Genomic DNA, 18,603 nt, shown 5'->3' on the forward strand with positions numbered 1-18,603 from the left:
TAAACTTTTGTCTATAAACATAAATAGTGATGCCATGGGAGCATACACATATAATAATAAGTAACAGGAAAAGCCGTTAATATCTCTTGTATTAACGGCTTTTCTGCCTTCAAAACGCATTAAACAGTAGTATCAGTTATTTAATAGCCATTAATTAACGCTGAACTTTTGGTATTCATTTTTACGCTCAGTTTATTTAGTTGCTTCAATAATGCCATGAGGTGTCCAGCCTTCACAGTCAATGGCTTTGGCATCTTTAAATCCGGCAGCATCTAACCATTCCATATACTGATGCCATGCGTAAATCATTCCACCTTCAGCAGGAATAGCCGCAAAATAAACGCTATCTAAAGCTGCCATGAGTGGACCATCCCCTTTATCATTAGAGATAGAATTAAAGATGATAACTTTGCCTCCAGCAGGTAATACATCCTGAGCTTTTTTCAGTAGCTCAATATTTTGCTCAGGTGTCCAAATCACTAACTGATGAGAAAATAAAACACAATCATGTCCCTGAGGAAAATGATCATGGAACATATCGCAATGAACAACATGAATACGATCTTCCAAACCAGCTTTTGCAATACGTTGTCTAGCGATAGGCACTGTTCCGGCAATTTCAAGGATTGTAATTTCCAAATGAGGAAATGCTTTTGCCAATGCAATTGCATTCACGCCAGTCCCACCGCCAACATCGATTACTTTCTTGACATTACTAAAATCTGCGTGTTGCCATAAAAGCGGGTTACTCAACTCAGACCAAGAGTGCATATAATTATAAAATGCCTGCTCCATATGAGGATTCTCTGACAAGCGGTGGTATAAATCTCTGCCCGAACCACGAATACGTCGGATACCGACATTACTGTTTGTTTTTAAAGACTCACTGAAGTCAACCTGCCCCTCATAAACCACATGCTGCTCAAAACCAACGACATCTTTAAATATTTGCCACTGCCCAGCAGCAATCAGTTGCTCAATGACATCAGCATTAACATATCCTTGTTCTTTTTTTTCTGTTAATCCCAGTGAGTTTGTGCCCAATAATAGAATATCAATAGCACGGGGTTGTAAATTCAACTTTTTAGCAATCTCATCTTTGCTTAAATTGGGTTTCTCGTGTAATAAATCTAATAAACCTATATCACATGCCGCATTCAAATACTGAAATGCAGATGCTCCAAATAGAATAGGCGTTAAATCTTCCATCGTTAATGGTTTACGCTGATGAGCGATTGAGTGGGCATTTTCAGCAGTAGATATTACGTCTTTTTGTTGTAAACCCATTGTTTAATCTCCTTATTCATTTACACGTTACTCAAAAGTTCTATGCCCTTTAAACGGGTATAGTAAACCTTTTCAGTTTTTATTATTTCGAAAAAATAATTATGGTTTAGTAGTTTTTTTATTCCGTGCGAATAGAACGTGGTCTCATATCAACCCAAACTTTATCAATATAAGCCACGCAATCCGAACGAACACCCTTAAATCCTTCCTCTTTCCACCCTAGAGGACAATGCTGTTCTTTGGGCCAAATGGAGTACTGCAGCTCTTCATTCACTACAACTTTACACTCAACACGATCATCATTTGAAAGAAAGCCAGACATGTTTTTTTAACTCCCTGTTTCTTCAACTAATTACCTTTTAAACAATGCAACACCTAACACATAGCATCACAAGACTACCTTTTCAGGTGTGGGAAGAAATTGAATATCGACTAAATACTGTAAACATTGATGAGCCAGCTTTTCGCTCATAGGAGGACAATTAATATCACTATCCGCTAATGCATTAATCGTACTTTGACATTCACGTGCAGGTTGTAATTCATCCATATGCATGGGGTCTAACGCCTTTTGTGGATTAGCCTCAGCATCACGAATAAGAGGCACCAATGAATATAGCGGATGGTCAGCACTGACAGTTAATGCTTTTTCTCGCCCTTCTTCAAATGGCACAATATCAAAAGTATAACCAAATGAACGTACCCATTCGCAAAAGCGTAATAAGGAGACGGGCGCCGGATTAAATAAATGATAAAAACCATCCGTATTATTTTTATTTAAGGATATATGCACTATTGATTTAGCTACATAGTCAACCGGTACTGTATCAAAAATACGAGGATAATCTGGAATAATACTCATTGGTAAAAATCCACGTAAAGCTACCAATAAATAGTCATTCGTTTGAGTTGCACCAGTTTCACTATGGCTAATCACCAAACCGGGTCTAAAAATAGTAATTGGAATACCACGTTGCCGACCAATATCAACCACTTTTTCGGCAACCCATTTACTCCCAGTATAACCTTCAGGCACTGATACCGGATTTTGCAGAGGATCATTATTTTCAATAAATGGGCGTGGACTATGCGTTGATAGAAGTACATCAATTGTTGAGACATAATGTACAGCCTTTAACTGCTTAGTACATGCCAAGCGCAGCACTTCCTGTGTACCTTGCACATTAGGTGCACGCAGCGCAGAGTATGGGTAAACAAAATTAACTAAAGCCCCATTGTGGTAAATAGCCTGTAGTGTTTCAGCTAATGTTTCCCACTGAGCTTCATTGAGACCAAGTCTTGGTAAACCTAAATCACCCACCAAAGGTTTAATACGGTGCTCGTAACGTTCATCCCAAATGAGATACTGCACCATTACCTGACGAATTCTTGTGAATGCCTGGTTTTCACTTTTAGCTCTTACCAAGCAATAAATATCAGCCTGCGTACGTAGTAAAAGTTGTTCTAATAAAAATGCCCCCAAATACCCCGTTGCTCCGGTTAATAATACAGCTGTCGGATTTTCAAAATCACGAACAGGTAAATTACTCGGTGAAATATCGTCCGCTAATGTTGCATCCTGCATTAAGCGGGAGGCATGTTGATCAGCAATAACTGCCTGCACCCCTTCACGCTGATAAAATTCAATAACCTCAACCACTCCCGCAACTGTGGGTGTACTGAAAAATCGATGAATAGGAACAGGTATGTCGTACCGTTTTAACAAACGTGCAGCCAATTGCGACAAAATAATAGAAGTGCCACCCAACGCAAAAAAATCATCATGAATACTGATCTCATTAAGACCGAGTACACTGATAAAGTCCTGCGCAATCACTCGCTCTAATGCCGTTCGTGGGGCAATGAATTTACCCAATGCCACCGAACGTTCTATTTGTGTGTCAGGTAACGCTGCTTTATCCACCTTTCCATTTTGCGTATGGGGTAACTGTTCTAGCAGTGTAATTATTGAAGGGGTCATGTGTGAAGGTAACAAATCAGCCAAAAATTGCTGTAAGCCTTCGGTTGTTAAGTCCATATCTTTCGTGGCCACAAAGGCGACTAATCTCGCAATACCTGAATCACTTGTGCGCACTACCACCACAGCATCGTTAACCGCGGGATGTAAACGTAATGCTGCTTCGACTTCCCCTAACTCAATCCTGTAACCACTGACTTTAACCTGATCATCAACACGACCTAAGTATTCAATTGTGCCATCAACTAAATAGCAGCCTCGATCACCCGTCCGGTAGATTCTTGCACCTGGTATTTTTGAAAAAGGATCAGGCAAAAATCGCTGTGCTGTCATACCTGGTCGCTTATTGTAGCCTCGAGCTAAGCCAGCACCGCCAATAAAAATCTCCCCCGCAACCCCTACAGGCACAGGTTGAAAATATTCATCAAGAATATAAACCTGAACATTAGCCGTAGGTTTTCCTAATGGCACAATATCCCGCGTGGGTTCAGGATGCTCACAGCAGGTTACATCAATGGTTGTCTCTGTAGGGCCATACAAGTTCAAGATTTTGGCTGGCACCATACTGTCCAGCTTATTAAAGACTTTGCGTGGAAATGCTTCCCCACCACTCAATATATACTTTAACTGAGAGCAAGCCGCAAAACTCGGTTCCTCAGCCAATAATGAAAATAACGAAGGCACGCCACCTAACAATGTAATTTCATAAGACTGGATATAATCAATCAATGCCAAGTGATCAGCACTGATTCGGGTTGGAGCAATAACAGTACAAGCACCTGCAATTAGCGGGAAAAATGTAGCCCAGATAGCAGGATCAAAACTAAATGAAAAATTCTGTAAAACCCGATCACCCTCAGCGAGCGGCCAAACAGACTGTCGCCAGCTCAAATTATTAACAACACCTCGATGTGTGACCATCACCGCTTTAGGTGTGCCAGTAGAACCTGACGTATATATTAAATAGGCTAAATGCTCTGCCCTTATCGTTAACTGAAGATTAGCTCGAGAGCACTCAGCAATTGCAGGCCACTGCTGATCTATCTTAATCGTTTGCAATGACTGACCTGCTAGCAAAGGTTTTAGCGATACTTTATTTTGCAGCGTCTGCCATACTCCTTGCGCTGTTAACAAACACTGAGCATCACTATCTGAGAGCATATGCGATAGTCGTTCTTCCGGATACGCAGGGTCTAACGGGACAAAAACCCCACCTGCTTTCAACACCGCTAACATCGCTACTGTCATTTCTACAGTGCGCTCCAGACAAATGGCTATACGCGTTTCATCAAGCCCCTCCGGTTTAGCTAATACCTGACACAAATAACTGGCCAGCTGATTGGCATGCTCATTTAAATCCTGATAAGTCAGCTTTTCTCCCTCACATAACACACTCAGTGCTGTAGGGGTATTCGCTGCCTGATGCTCAATAAGGTGATGTAATGCAGCATCGGGGAAGAAGTGTTGCTCAGTGGCATTCCACTTCTGTAACAATGTAGTGTGCTCAGCCTGAGTTAAGAAGGGTAACAAATAACTCATTTGCTGAGGGTCTTTAGCAATGCTGGAGATGAGTTGAACCCAATGTGCAAGTTGTCGCTGTATAGTCTCAGCGTTAAATAGGTCAGTGTTGTAATCAGCTCTTAACTGTAAACCATCAGAAGTTTGGGAGACCGTCAACGTCATATCCGTATGCGTATTTTGCTGCGGTAAGGATAAAGCTTCTGCTTGCAGTTCACCTTTCGCAGTCATTTGCTGGTCTATACGCAAATCTTCAAATAAAAACATCACCTGATAAAAAGGTGTTCTACTCAGATCCCGCTCAGGTTGTAGCTGTTCAACCAGTGTGGCAAAAGGCAAAAAGCCCTGAGCCTTTACCGCCCTGCACTGAGCTACAATCGAGTTCAGAAAAGCTGAAAAAGGAACCTCTTGAGTAATCTCAGTACATAAGGGCAACCAGTTATCAACAGGACCAATAATCTGTTGAAACGCTTGTTCCCGGCGATCGACTTTAATACCAATTGCAAATTTGGTTTGATTTGTATAGCGGTTTAACTGTAAAAAAACGGTACTCAGCAGTATGTCATGCAAGTCAACCGTTAAGCTCTGACACTGCTTTTGAAGACAGTCCAAGACTTTATCCTCTAACCAAACAACCTCAGCGGCACAATGGTTAGTTTTAATGGCAGGTCGTGGAAAATCTGTTGGTAGTTTCAACGGGGGAACATCATCTAGTGCAGACTGCCAGAAACTAAGGGCTTTTTTCGCTACAGATGACTTTAGCCAGTTACGCTCATACAGTGCAAACTCAGTAAAAGAACTTGGTTCTGCCTGTATTTTTATAGTCGAAGCCTGAGGCAAACTTGTATTTAATGCTTGGTAATTAGCAAGCAGCTTTTTAATGATCAGTTGACCTGCCGTTAAATCCCCAGCTAAGCGTGATAGCTTAAGTAAAAGCAGGTAATGACCTTCACTTAACTCGATCAATGTTAATGCAGCGAGTTGGTCCTGGGTGATTTCCCCTGTGGTATGGTGAGACTGTGAAGCAGCAGTGTCCAACCACGCTTTCAAAATATCATTGACTGTATGCTCTCCCAGTCTTGTCTCAACATTAAATGAGATATCTTTTTGCTGACAGGGAATACGCAGAGCCGTATGTGCAAAAGGCTTAAAATGACACCCCAGTACATCATGTTGACTGACCACCTCTGCCCAGCTTTGCTGAAGCCTTGCCAGGTCAATATTTCCTTTTAATTGATAAGCAAAAAAATTCAGCATGGGCATGGAGTTATCAAGCTGCAGAAGCGTCCATAAGCGCAGCTGCTCAACAGAAAGATTACTTTTACCAGACTGAAGCATCTTCTGAAGCTCCTTGCGCTTCTGGGCAACAGCCTCCTGCTCCTTAGAACTCACTAACAAACTCATGACATATTCTCCGCAAGAAGTGGGTCACTCAATAAACTATCAACCATAGCTTCTGTTAAGTGCGCAAAGGGGTCTTCAACGGCAGTGGCTTCTGCTGCTTGCTGCTTTAATCGGTCGATGGCCTGACTGAGGTGGGCAATAGTCGGCTCCAGAAAAACTTCACGCATAGGTAAAGCAACGTCAAAGCGTTGCTGAACGGCCTGTATCATCTGGCCTGCTAACAGTGAGTTCCCCCCAGCCACAAAAAAGTTGTCATCAATAGATACCTGCGGGCACTTAAGCAAACTAAGCCAGATTGCTGCCAATGCTCTTTGGGTATCCGTTGAAGGTAAGCGTTTACTGGTTTGAAAGGTTTGAGAAAATTCTGTAGGCGATGGGAGCTGCTGTTTATCAATCTTGCCGTTTGGTGTCAGAGGAAACGAGGACAGCGGGATGATGACTGAAGGCACCATAAAATCAGGTAGCCTCTTCTGTAGTTCAACAAATAACAGCTGTAGCAGTAGTTCATTGTCTTGATTAAGTAATTGCGCAGTTGCTGACCACACAATATAGGCAACAATTCGTTTTGTATGATTACTGTCTCCACTACTCATAACAACCGCTTCTGCCACCCAGGGCTGGTCCAACAAGATAGCCCTGATCTCTCCTAACTCAATGCGGAACCCTCTTAGTTTAATCTGTTCATCAACTCGTCCAAGAAACTCAAGCTCACCATTCGCCAGACGCCGCACTCGATCACCTGTGCGGTATAACCGTTGCTCAGTAACGACACCTGATTCACTGTTAAATGGGTTAGGAATAAAAGCGCGTGCTGTCAGGCCTGGCTGCTGCCAATACCCTTGAGCAAGCCCCCGTCCGCCTATAAATAATTCACCACACATTCCTGGTGCAACCGGGAACAGGCTATTATCCAGTACATGATAAGTAGTGTTATCCAGTGGTTTACCCAGGGTCACTTTTTGCTGGGGTTGAAGTTGTTTGCACAGCGACCAAATGGTTGTTTCCGTCGGCCCATATAGATTCCACACCTCAGCCCCGTTACTAAGTAGTTGACTTGCTAACTTATCGGTTAAGGCTTCCCCCCCACAAAGTGCAGTAAATGATGAAGGGGGGAGCCAACCAGCATCCGCTAACAGCTGCCAGGTTGCAGGTGTGGCCTGCATCACTGAAATATGATGTTGTTGAATAATATCAATGAGTGCTTGGCCATCGCCGGCCTGCTCTCTTGCGACTAGTACAACCTGTGCTCCACTCATTAAAGGTAACAATAGCTCTAGAACCGCGATATCAAAGGCGATCGTCGTTACTGCTAGCAGTCGGTCTTCAGGTTTGACGAGTGCGCGCCGATAAAATGAGGATAGAAAGTTGTTCACCCCCTCACGGGTAACCATGACGCCTTTTGGTTTACCTGTAGAGCCTGAGGTATACAGCAAATAAGCCAGTGATGTGGAATCTGAATAAGTCGATAATTCATCAATATCTACTGTTTGGGGTGAGATATTTGGCGCAGTGTCCAGCCGAGTAGGAAGCGAGCCTCCAGTATCATCGTATGCATCCACTAAGGCTATATTATTGACCTTGAGATTAATTTCCTGCAGCGACTCATAATCTTGAGATGTAACCAGTAACCAATGTGGTGCAGCATCAACCAGTGTCAACGTTACTCGTGCTGAAGGATAGTCTGGATCAATAGGTACATAAGCAGCACCCAGCTTATAAACAGCCAATAATGCAATAACCATTGTAGGTGTTCTAGGCAAGCAAATGGCAACTCGCTGACCAGCTCTCACTCCCTGAGCATCAAACCAAGCTGCCCATTGCTCCACCTGATCAACCAGTTGCTTATAAGTGAGCGATATACTTCCTGAGACCAGAGCCACCTTATCGGGATGGAGAGTTTTCTGTTGTGCTATCACAGGCCAAAAACAACTGATAGCCTCATTTGATTGCTCTTGTTGAGAGCCACTTTCCAGAAACGACAGCGCCTCCTTAGTGTTTGATACCAGAGGCAACTCAGCTACAGCACATAAAGGCGTTGTTGTAAGACTGTATAAAGCAGCACTATAAACATTAATAAATTGCCTAATCGTGTCTTCACTAAATAGCTGAGTACTGTATTCAATCAGGCCTGACCAGTGCTCGCCTTGCTCAAACATAAATAGTGACAAGTCAAACTTTGATGTCTGATAAGCAACAGGTTGCTGTTTAATCTGTAAGTCATGGCAGCTAAACGCCGCAGGTGCTCCTGCAAATAATCCAAACATTGTCTGAAAAACAGGGTTATAACTCAGACTACGCTCAGGCTGCAGCGCATTGACCAAAGCATCAAAGGGTAGCTGCTGATGATCCATTGCCATCAGTGTTTGTTGCCTTATTGCATTGAGCAACTCCAGTACTGATAAATCATCTTGCAGTAAGGCACGAACCACTAAGGTATTAGCAAAAAAACCAATAACATGGTTTAACTCATCTTGGACGCGATTGGCCACTGGCACACCGACTAAAAAGTCATCCTGACCCGAAAAGCGATGAAGCAAAATAATATAGGCTGCTAGCAGGGTCATGTAATTGGAAAAACCATGCTTTGCATTAAAGGCAGTAATCTGGGCTTGCAATGATTCAGGAATGGTAAAGGTGGAGGTTCGTCCTGCACAAGAACGTATTAATGGTCGAGGCTGATCTGTTGGTAAGTCAAGGTAAGGAGAGGCACCGTCCAGTAAGCGTATCCAGTAATCCTCTTGCGCTTTGGCCTCAGGAGTTTGCAACCATGTCTGCTGCCAACTCACATAGTCAGCAAATTGCAAAGGCAATGTAGGTAACGGCAAGGGTTGGTCAAGCAGTATCGCCTGGTAAGCGGCCAGTAGCTCTGACACCAACTGCTCCATAGACTGTCCATCCGCAAGTGCATGATGAACACTGATATACAACGTTGCTAGCTCCTCTCTTTGACGAACGAGCACCAAGCGAACCAACTGCTGATTTTGTTCTAGTGAGGCATTTTGATTTAGCTCACTAACCAAGTAAGCCTGACGTTGTTGCTGTTCACTGTCATCAAATAAGCGCCAATCCAAAACAGATATTGTAACCGTACCGTTAGGATCAATGACTTGCACAAGCTGCTCATCAAGGATTGTCAGGTGCGTACGCAGGCTTTCATGCCGTTTCACTATTTCATTCAATGCACGCTGTAAAATGACCTGATTCAGTGGTCCTTCTATACTCAGCTTTACTAACATGAGATAGGCATTTAACCACTCTGGATCCAGAGTGCCTAAAAACCACAGCCGCTGTTGACCACTCGACGCAGGAAAAACATAGCATTCTGCTAATTCCGTTGACGCTACCTGTTGTGGAGGATGCGTTGTCCTTTGCTGGTCTACCATAATTCCTTGTTACTCCCTTACCAACTGATACGTATTCCCAGCTTCACTGTTTTGAGTAAGTGACTCGCGGCTGGGCCTTTATCGATGTTGTTATTTGCTGCCCTTGCTGTTTAGTACGGGTAAGCAGCCTAGCCTGTTGAGCAATAGTGGGGGCCGAAAACAGTTCCTGTACACTCAACTTTATGCCCAACTGCTCATGCACTCGACTGGCTAGCTTGACAGCCAACAATGAGTTTCCCCCCAAAAGAAAGAAGTCATCATGCACGCCTATTCTTAAAGAGTGCTCTTGAGAAGCTGCTTGGGAAAAACCAGAAGATATTCCTGACTGGCCACTTAGAAGCGCTTGCCAAATAGCATGAAGCTTCTGCTCTAACGGGGTTGTGGGTGGCAGATAATCAGATTTGTCTCTATGAGATACCATGTGATCAGTAAGAAGTGGTATTTGTTGTACCAACTGCTGGCGATCTACTTTACCGTTAGGCGTGAGTGGCAATTCATCTACGACTAAAAACTGAGTGGGTATCATGTATTCAGGTAAATAACGCCCAAGGTAAGCACGAAACGCTCTCAACCGTTGATCTTCCTGCTCCAAAGGCTGATTTGGATGAGTGGCATTAACCACAAAAGCCACTAGGTAACGTTGGTCATCATTACCCTCACTCACTAGTACTACAGCATTGCTAACACTAGGGTGCTGACCAAGCAACGACTCAATTTCACCAAGCTCTATGCGATAGCCTCTGAGTTTCACCTGATGGTCAGTGCGTCCAATGTAGCGTAACAAGCCATCATCACCTCGACGAACCAAATCACCTGTCCGGTATAAACGACTACCTATAGACTCAGATTGAAATGGGTCAGGAATGAAGCGTTCTGCCGTCACTCCTGGTTGTCCATAGTAGCCTCGAGCCACTCCTAAGCCGCCAATATACAACTCTCCCACCATACCTACAGGCACTTCGTTTAATGACTCATCCAACACATAAAGGGTGGTATTGGCAATTGGCAAGCCGATCGCTACAGGCTCACAGACCTGCACTGAGAGTTTGGCCATGGCTGAATAGGTGGTAGTTTCTGAAGGACCATAAAGGTTAATCACCTGAGCGACGTCTGTTTCCTGGTAAAGCCTACGCACCAGAGAGGCACGTAGTGGTTCTCCAGCTAAATTAATGACTTTTACTGACGGTGGAATAGCTTGTTGGCTCAACAGGCTGGCAATGGCTGAGGGTACGGTATTTATCAGAGTAACGTTTAAGCTTGATGGTAATGAAGGAAGTTGTAAGGCATTGTCGACCAGAATGACCCTTCCCCCATGGCATAACGGTACAAATATTTCGAAAATGGATAGATCAAAACACACTGAAGTTGACGCTAGAACACCAGACAGTGTCTCCTCTGTAAACTCTTGCCCTGCCCAACGCACCAAGTTTGCTGCATTGTGGTGATTGATGCTGACACCCTTTGGCTGACCCGTTGAACCAGAGGTAAACAACACATAACACAACTGGTCAGGTTTAATTTGAGTAGTGGGACATTCGGGCACTAAGCTTGAAGAGGTTAGCGCCTCGATTTCAAACACGGGGCATGTAACATCCGGTAATTGGGGCAATAGCTTCGCAGATGTGAGTACGACATCAACCTCACCGGCCTCTAAAATGTACGATATACGTGATGCAGGGTAGCTTGGATCAACAGGCACATAAACCAACCCTGCTTGTAGCACCCCTAATAAAGCGAAAATTAAGTGCTGATCTCGAGCCGTAAATAATCCAACTTTACTCTCTGCTGATAAACCAAGTGCCAGTAAATATTCAGCAACCTGATTAGCATGGCGGCTTAACTGCATGTAAGTAAACTGTGTTTGTCCCACCGTTAATGCGATACGGTCAGACGTTTTTTTAACCTGCCGTTGAAATAAAGCTGGCAGATTATGTTCAGCCAAAACATCAACGGTTTTAGTATTATTCCATTCCGTCAAGCGCTGGTATTCATACTCAGAATAAGCAGCTGTTGACATCCTGGGTAAATCTTCCAAACCACCCGTGTGATCAAGCCAGACCCTGAGTAAGTCAACAAATTGTTCTGCATAGCGTTGCACTGTTGAGGTTGAAAGTTGACTCTGATCATAGTCAAAGGCACACCATAACCCATTAGCTGCTTGTGCTAATGCGTTATCAGACTGTTTGGTTTGAGAACCCGGTTTTGCTGCCACCGTCAGGCTGAGTAAAAACTGAGGATCAGCAGGTGGTAAAGGATAAGCTGTCAGTTCTGCGGATCCGAGCAGCAGTGTACTATCAGCTGTAGACTCCTCCATCGCCAACGCTGACAATGAAGGTAAAGAGGAATTATTTAAATAATTAAATAGCGTTTGAAATAAAGGGGTATGAGCACCGTCACGCTGTATCGCAAGCCGTTCTATCATTTTAGGTAAAGGAAAAGCTTGGTGTTTGAGTCCCCCTGTCACCACTGACTGTACACTCCGCATTAATTCAGTGGTAGAAAAAGAAGTATCTATTTTTATTCTTAATGGCAGTGTGTTTACACAACAGCCCACTATTTCAGCGGCCCCTGGAAAAGTGCGATTGACAACAGGTGAGCCGATTATAAATTCGTGATCACCTGAATAACGGTGTAGTAACACACTGTATACCGTTAACAATACAACATAAGGTGTTATACCCTGCTGATCAGCATAATCATTTAAACGTTGATGAAGTACTGCGTTCACTTCAAATTTGTAACGCATTGCACTTGTTCTAGCCGGAAAAGGTGCATTATTTGATGGCAAGGTAGACTCTTGAAAATCAGGCAACCGAAGTTTTGGCAACTCTCCCTTCAACTGTGTTTGCCAATATGGCCAGTCCTGCTCTTGAAAAAAATACTGGTGGGAATGTTGACTAAATATTGAAAAATCACTCCCTTTTAGAGAAAGCGTACACTTAGTCTCATCAAGCGGAGTATTAGTAGAGCTGTAATGATTATACTGTTGACAAAAGTCACGAAGAAATAAAGCCATCGACCAAAAGTCAATAATACTATGATGACAAGCCAATAAAAAAATAGCATCTTGCGTTGACCGAGAAAACAGTACTGGTCTTATTAAATAATCATTTTCTAAGTCAAAAGGCTCATATGCTTTCTGTGCAACCATTGCCTGAACTTTTTTTTCAGGCAAGCCCGTAATATCAACATTAATTACATCAACTTGTGCTGGCCATAAGTGTGAAAAGAAAGGCTCATTATTCTCCACGACATAGCGGCTGCGAAGTGCAGTATGTGCACTCAATAAGTCATTTAAAGTTTGTTGTAATGCCTGTTTACTGATTGCACCTTTTATTTTTACGGCACGAGCAACAATATAAGCTGTTGATTCTGGTTCCAATTGATGTAAAAACCAAAATGAACGTTGCATTTCTGTTGGTTGGAAAAGCGAAAAATTCGACAAATGATGATTGGGAACAATAGCTTGATCAACCTTATTGGCATCATTTTTTTCAATTAATTTATTAGACAATAAGCTATCTATTTCTAAACACAACGCCTTAAGTGATTGTTTTTTAAGTAGCAACGGCAACGGAATTTCACACTGAAAATCTTCCTCCAAACCATGCTGTAGCCAAAGCAACGACACCGAGTCAAACCCCAAATTGAATAATGTCATTGTCGGCTTAATTGAAGATATATTAATACCACAGTGTTTAGCAACATTGCCTAATAAAATTGAATAATTCCCCCCCAACTCTATTGAAAGTGCATTATTAATGGCTCTTTCAGCATTGATCCTCTCATTATTCATTATTTTTTCTGGTTGGCTCTCACTCACCACTGTCACCAACTTATTATCCAAAAAGCGCTGTTTAGACGCACTTCTACGTATTTTCCCACTAGAAGTTTTTGGAATCGTGCCTGCTTGAATGAGTACCAATCGATGAATGCTCAAGTCAAATTTTTCAGCAACTGCAGTGCGAATTGACATCACAACATCTGTACGTTGTTGTGCATAATGTTGACCTTGAAATTTTCTGGCCAATTCCTGCACCACAACCAACTGCTCACCTAAATCACTATCGACTGTAAATACAGCTGTTGAAGCTGGACGTAATGCCGGATGACTATTTTCAACAACATACTCAATATCCTGCGGATAAAAATTCTTACCACGAATCACCAACAAGTCTTTTAAGCGGCCAGTAACAAACAACTCATTGTGATCAAAAAAACCTAAATCGCCCGTACGTAACCAACCTATATCAGATTGTTTCGAATCAGTTTTTGAGTCTAATTTATGGTTCAGTTGTGCATTAAATAGTTCTGTGCTCTTATCATTCTGCCAATAGCCCTTTGCAACACTTTGCCCTTTAATCCAGATCTCACCAATCATATGCTCTGATAAGCGTTTATGTTGATTTGGATCGACTATCGCCACCTGCACCCCAGCAACAACACGCCCACAGCTGACCAGCGATTTTGATAAAGCACCTTGATCTACAGGCTGGATAATTTTTGACTGATAAGACAGATTATCAACAGATAAGATTCTTGTGCCTCGACCACGCGCAGACCCACAAACAATTAAAGTATTTTCGGCCAAACCATAACAAGAAGAAAAAGCATGAGAGTCAAAACCAAATGGCGCAAAAGCATCACAAAATCTAGATATCGTTTCAGGTCGTATCGGTTCAGCTCCACAAAAAGCAATTTTCCATTCACGTAAGTCCAACGGGTTGTCAGGTTTGCGGCGCTTAAGAGCCCTGAGGCACAGCTCGTAGGCAAAGTTTGGTCCGCCACTAATAACATTAGTATAGTGTGAAATAATGGATAACCAACGAAGTGGAGATTGTAAAAAATAACGAGGCGACATTAGTGTCACAGGCACTCCACCGAAGAGCGGCGTTAAAATTGCACCAATTAATCCCATATCATGATATGGGGGGAGCCAGCTTACCACACGCGTATTTGCTTCTACTTCAAAATGGTTGAAAATACAGGATAGATTGTGCAGTAAATTGTTATGTGTAAGCACTACCCCCTTAGGTGACTGTGTTGAGCCTGATGTATATTGTAGAAAGGCAATATCATTGCCACATATAACAGGCAAATTAAAGCTATTATTGGCTGCTCTTTCAATTAAATCAGTATTTACCCACTTAAGCTTATTAGCTGAAACAATACTGTCTACAAGCAATCGAGTTTGTTCGCCTAATGTTGACGTTGTTAGTACCCCAGAAACCTCAGAATCTTCAATAATTGTACTTAAACGCTCTAATTGCTTATCGAGTCTACTTTCATTTGTAGAATAAACAGGGACAGCTATCACATTCGCATATAAACACCCTATAAATGCTTCAATATATTCACTGCTGGGTGAATAAAGCAATAGCATGCGTTTACCTTTTAACCCTGCAGAGAGCAAAACATCTGCAATAGAAAGTGCTGACTGATCCAACATCTGATAGCTCATGTGCTTATCTGATGTACCTTGATCAGCAATAAACGTATATGCTTCATCAGTTGAGTTATTATGTGCTCGATTCCGAAGCACTTCTACCAGTGAATTCATTTTAACATCCGGTTTTTGATATCCACTTCATTCATTTTTTATTTTCTATATAATCCTAAACTTCTATATAACACTAAACGACAACGAGCAGGTTTTATGTTCTAGATAACAAGCATACAGCAACATCCTAACTATTTACTGTCTTAGTATTTTTTATACAAATCAATATGGCAGGCATTAATATATTTTATTAAAACTAAAATAATCTCTTCACCAGTACAAAGTCAATCCCTTCAGTTATAATTATTTTCCAGGAAAATTAAAATCCACTCATCCAAATAAGTAAAAAACACGTATACCACACTGACATCCAGCACCAAACTTAATTTATTAACCTTCGCTAAAATTACAATATTTAAACGTCAAAATACGACTAACAAGTTCTTATTTATTATTATTCATTTCACCCAGCATTCAATACTTGCAGTCTATAGAAATTATATTCAGCCAAGAATTAGACTTTAGTCGTATTGACTTTAAACGTACTAAAGGTTATACAGTCACTTATTAAATATATGGATTGTGCTAATAAATTATTACCAAACTAAAGCTAAGGATATCTTTAACTGGGCGTGGAATCTATTTTCATTGCAATTAATGTCTATACACTACCATCATATGCTTAAGTTTTACACGTATAAAGTGAACACAAAAAAATATACGAAACCATGAGACTATGTTACTGTTACACAACGGAACATTTTTTCTTTTGGCTTTAAACACTAGCGCAAAGTTTTTGAAGATACATAGTAAAATCAAGTATATACACCATAAAAACAATAATAAAAAGATAAACTACTTATATTACGGCATTAAAAACTATCAAAAGGGCACCTCTAACAAGTATAGGGATACAGGAGGAAATGTTTGTGTATAAAAGTACCTCTAGGAAGCTTAATAAATTCTTATTTAACAAACAATTAAGCATTTATCTATCCTTGTTTGCCTGGCTGTTTATTGCATCTACCGAAGCTTCAAACTGTGAGAAAGTTTGCTATTCAGTTAGTCACGTTGGCAACTATCAAACCTTATCCCAGGCGAAAAATCGCCCTCTATGTATCAACTTATCCCACCAAACAGTTTCCCAGCATGAAATCAATTGGATTGCTAACACAAGAAACATTTGTAGCCTAAATTTAAGCTGGACTAATATTGCAGAGTTCGTTCCTTTTAAATCACCCAAAAGTATTCATGTGCTTTATCTATCTGGAACACCGTTAAAACATATCCAAAGTATCACACAGTTTCGCAACCTTGATACTTTATATTTGGACAACACTAATATTCAATCATTACAAGATATCGCTAAATTAACAAAGTTAAAAGTACTGGCATTATATAATACTCCTCTGCAATCACTAAATGGTTTACAGCAACACCAAACACTAGAGTCACTTTTTGCAAGTCGCACTCAAATACAAGATTTATCCCCACTCAAAAATATTCATAGTTTAAAACAACTTCACTTAAGAGGAACACCTGTTCGTTCATTGATCCCACTTTTTGGACTGAGCAAGCTTGAAAAACTGAATATACAAGAATCAAAACTAACCTCTCTAAATGGTTTAGAGAATTCCAAGTCACTTCATGACTTAAATGCACGTTACAGTGAACACCTTGAAGATATCTCTGCTATTCGATCATTAACTTCACTAGAGAAACTCAACCTAGGTGAAACACCTATTAAAGAAGTTGAAACGATTAGTAGACTTGAATATCTTAAAACGTTACATCTTAATTGGACAATCAATGTTCAGGACTATAGCCATCTTGCCCAGCTGACTGAGTTAAAAGAACTTGAACTCAGTTTTATTCAAGATCGATCGCTGGATTTTATTTCTAGTCTAAATAATCTTTCATCACTTTATATCAGTTTCTCTACGGTTCCTCCACTCGATACGCTCATTAATAAAACATATTTAACTCATTTAAGTTTAAGAGGTACAGCCATTCACAATGTTTTACCGCTTACCTCAATGCAACAGTTAAAGTGGCTAGACCTCAGGGAAACAATACTCCCCCCAGATCAAGTTCAACAGTTAATATACCAGCTACCACAAACAGATATACTATTTGAGTAGCTATTATACCTAAAATAAATACAACTTCATTTTAGGCATATTACATAGAATGGAACTTTAAAAGTGAACAGTACACTACCTCATAAAGACCATAAATCTAAAAATAAACTTAGCATCCTATATTTACAAATACTAAGCTTTTACTTTCTAACAAGTTTACATGCAAATGCTGAAACACCATATAATGACCATGAAAAATATTTGTTTGACGACACCCCAAAAATATCTGTACAAATCGAGCGTTTGAAAGCCGCTAAACGTCTATCGGACACAGGTTTGTATCTAGCGCAAACTAATACTAACCTTAAACAAGCTGCAATAAACCCAGCTGTTGACCTACATATTCCTATCTATCCTCTATTTTCAGATGGTGAACGTAAAAAACGTCATATTTACCTTCCGCCAGGCACTCAAATTGATACCACAAATATTAATAATTGGCAGTTCCCTGTCGGTACAGTATTATGGAAATCATTTAGTGATAAAGACCGTTATTTAGAAACACGTATTGCTTATAAAATATCTTTGAGTGGTGCATCAGCCAGTGATCGATGGGAATACAAAACCTATCAATGGAACGAAGAACAAACCAATGCATTTATAACCCCTGCAGATCAACGCGTGAAAGTACCCAATAGTTTTCATACAATCCCAAGTAAAGCAGACTGTGAAAGCTGTCATAGTACTCACAATGACTATGACTTTGCTTTGGGCTTTGATACCATTCAGCTCAGCGCCCACCCTCAAATGATTACTGGGGGAATTAATTTAGTAGATCTCTGGCTTAACAACCGCATAAAAACAAATAACCCCAAGTTTTTTGTACAATTAATGGACTACCAACTACCTGGCTCTTCAACTGAAAAGTGGCTGACAGGCTATATGCACACCAACTGTGGTTCTTGTCATAACAGTTATAAATATAGTTGTAGCAGTGATGAAAAACTAAACTTACGCCATAAATTACCCATTAATGTTAATAAACTTAACGCAGCAGAAAACAGCAATGTTTTAACAAGCAGTATAAATCAAACAATGGGTTCAGGTTACCTTATTGATACATATACTAAAGGCTACCAGCGTTTGCTAAATAGTGATCTATATTTACGTGTAGCTGAAAGTAATATGCCTTATGATCATGGTATAAGACGCAATATTGATCGAAAATTTTTAAAAAAACTTGAGGACTATATCCTTAAACTTTCTGTAGCGCCAAAAATGAACAACAACATAAATTCAAACGAATGATTATTGTATATAAATAACAAAATATATAGTATAAAAAGCTCACAACAAATAATAACACCACACATTCATCACTAAAGATAGAGTAATTCATCTATAGGTGTTAGATAAAACCAATATACCCAAAGGGTAAATATGGAATTATGG

7 protein-coding genes are annotated in these 18,603 nt (G+C 40.9%); 2 read left to right on the forward strand and 5 right to left on the reverse strand.

What is annotated here, in order from left to right:
- Positions 1-192: 192 nt before the first annotated feature.
- From KCG35_RS10315 to KCG35_RS10335, 5 genes are all read right to left on the reverse strand, one after another.
- Complete coding sequence (locus KCG35_RS10315; RefSeq protein WP_304956749.1) at positions 193-1,287, reverse strand: methyltransferase; 1,095 nt, start codon at positions 1,285-1,287, stop codon at positions 193-195.
- Between the two features lie 118 nt (positions 1,288-1,405).
- A complete protein-coding gene (locus tag KCG35_RS10320) occupies positions 1,406-1,609 on the reverse strand; it encodes an MbtH family protein (protein WP_215819615.1) in 204 nt (67 codons plus the stop codon).
- Positions 1,610-1,675: 66 nt separating this feature from the next.
- Positions 1,676-6,187, reverse strand: a complete 4,512-nt coding sequence (locus KCG35_RS10325; RefSeq protein ID WP_215819616.1) for a non-ribosomal peptide synthetase — start codon at positions 6,185-6,187, stop codon at positions 1,676-1,678.
- Positions 6,184-9,570, reverse strand: a complete 3,387-nt coding sequence (locus tag KCG35_RS10330) for a non-ribosomal peptide synthetase (protein WP_215819617.1) — start codon at positions 9,568-9,570, stop codon at positions 6,184-6,186. The genes KCG35_RS10325 and KCG35_RS10330 overlap by 4 nt, the downstream gene beginning before the upstream one ends.
- 43 nt (positions 9,571-9,613) lie before the next feature.
- Entirely contained in the window at positions 9,614-15,130 is a 5,517-nt protein-coding gene (locus KCG35_RS10335) for a non-ribosomal peptide synthetase (RefSeq protein ID WP_215819618.1), read from the reverse strand.
- 869 nt (positions 15,131-15,999) lie between these two features.
- On the opposite strand from KCG35_RS10335, the gene KCG35_RS10340 reads away from it, so the two are divergent.
- Positions 16,000-17,211: a leucine-rich repeat domain-containing protein gene (locus KCG35_RS10340; RefSeq protein ID WP_215819619.1), complete on the forward strand. Its 1,212-nt coding sequence runs from the start codon at positions 16,000-16,002 to the stop codon at positions 17,209-17,211.
- Positions 17,212-17,274: 63 nt separating this feature from the next.
- A complete protein-coding gene (locus tag KCG35_RS10345) occupies positions 17,275-18,459 on the forward strand; it encodes a hypothetical protein (protein ID WP_215819620.1) in 1,185 nt (394 codons plus the stop codon).
- Positions 18,460-18,603: the final 144 nt, after the last annotated feature.

Source organism: Zooshikella harenae (assembly GCF_018837975.1).
Taxonomy (GTDB): Bacteria; Pseudomonadota; Gammaproteobacteria; order Pseudomonadales; family Zooshikellaceae; genus Zooshikella; species Zooshikella harenae.

Coding starts and splice junctions, on each gene's coding strand:
- KCG35_RS10315 (WP_304956749.1), bottom strand. CDS start 1,287: ATGGGTTTACAACAAAAAGACGTAATATCTACTGCTGAAAATGCCCAC.
- KCG35_RS10320 (WP_215819615.1), bottom strand. CDS start 1,609: ATGTCTGGCTTTCTTTCAAATGATGATCGTGTTGAGTGTAAAGTTGTA.
- KCG35_RS10325 (WP_215819616.1), bottom strand. CDS start 6,187: ATGAGTTTGTTAGTGAGTTCTAAGGAGCAGGAGGCTGTTGCCCAGAAG.
- KCG35_RS10330 (WP_215819617.1), bottom strand. CDS start 9,570: ATGGTAGACCAGCAAAGGACAACGCATCCTCCACAACAGGTAGCGTCA.
- KCG35_RS10335 (WP_215819618.1), bottom strand. CDS start 15,130: ATGAATTCACTGGTAGAAGTGCTTCGGAATCGAGCACATAATAACTCA.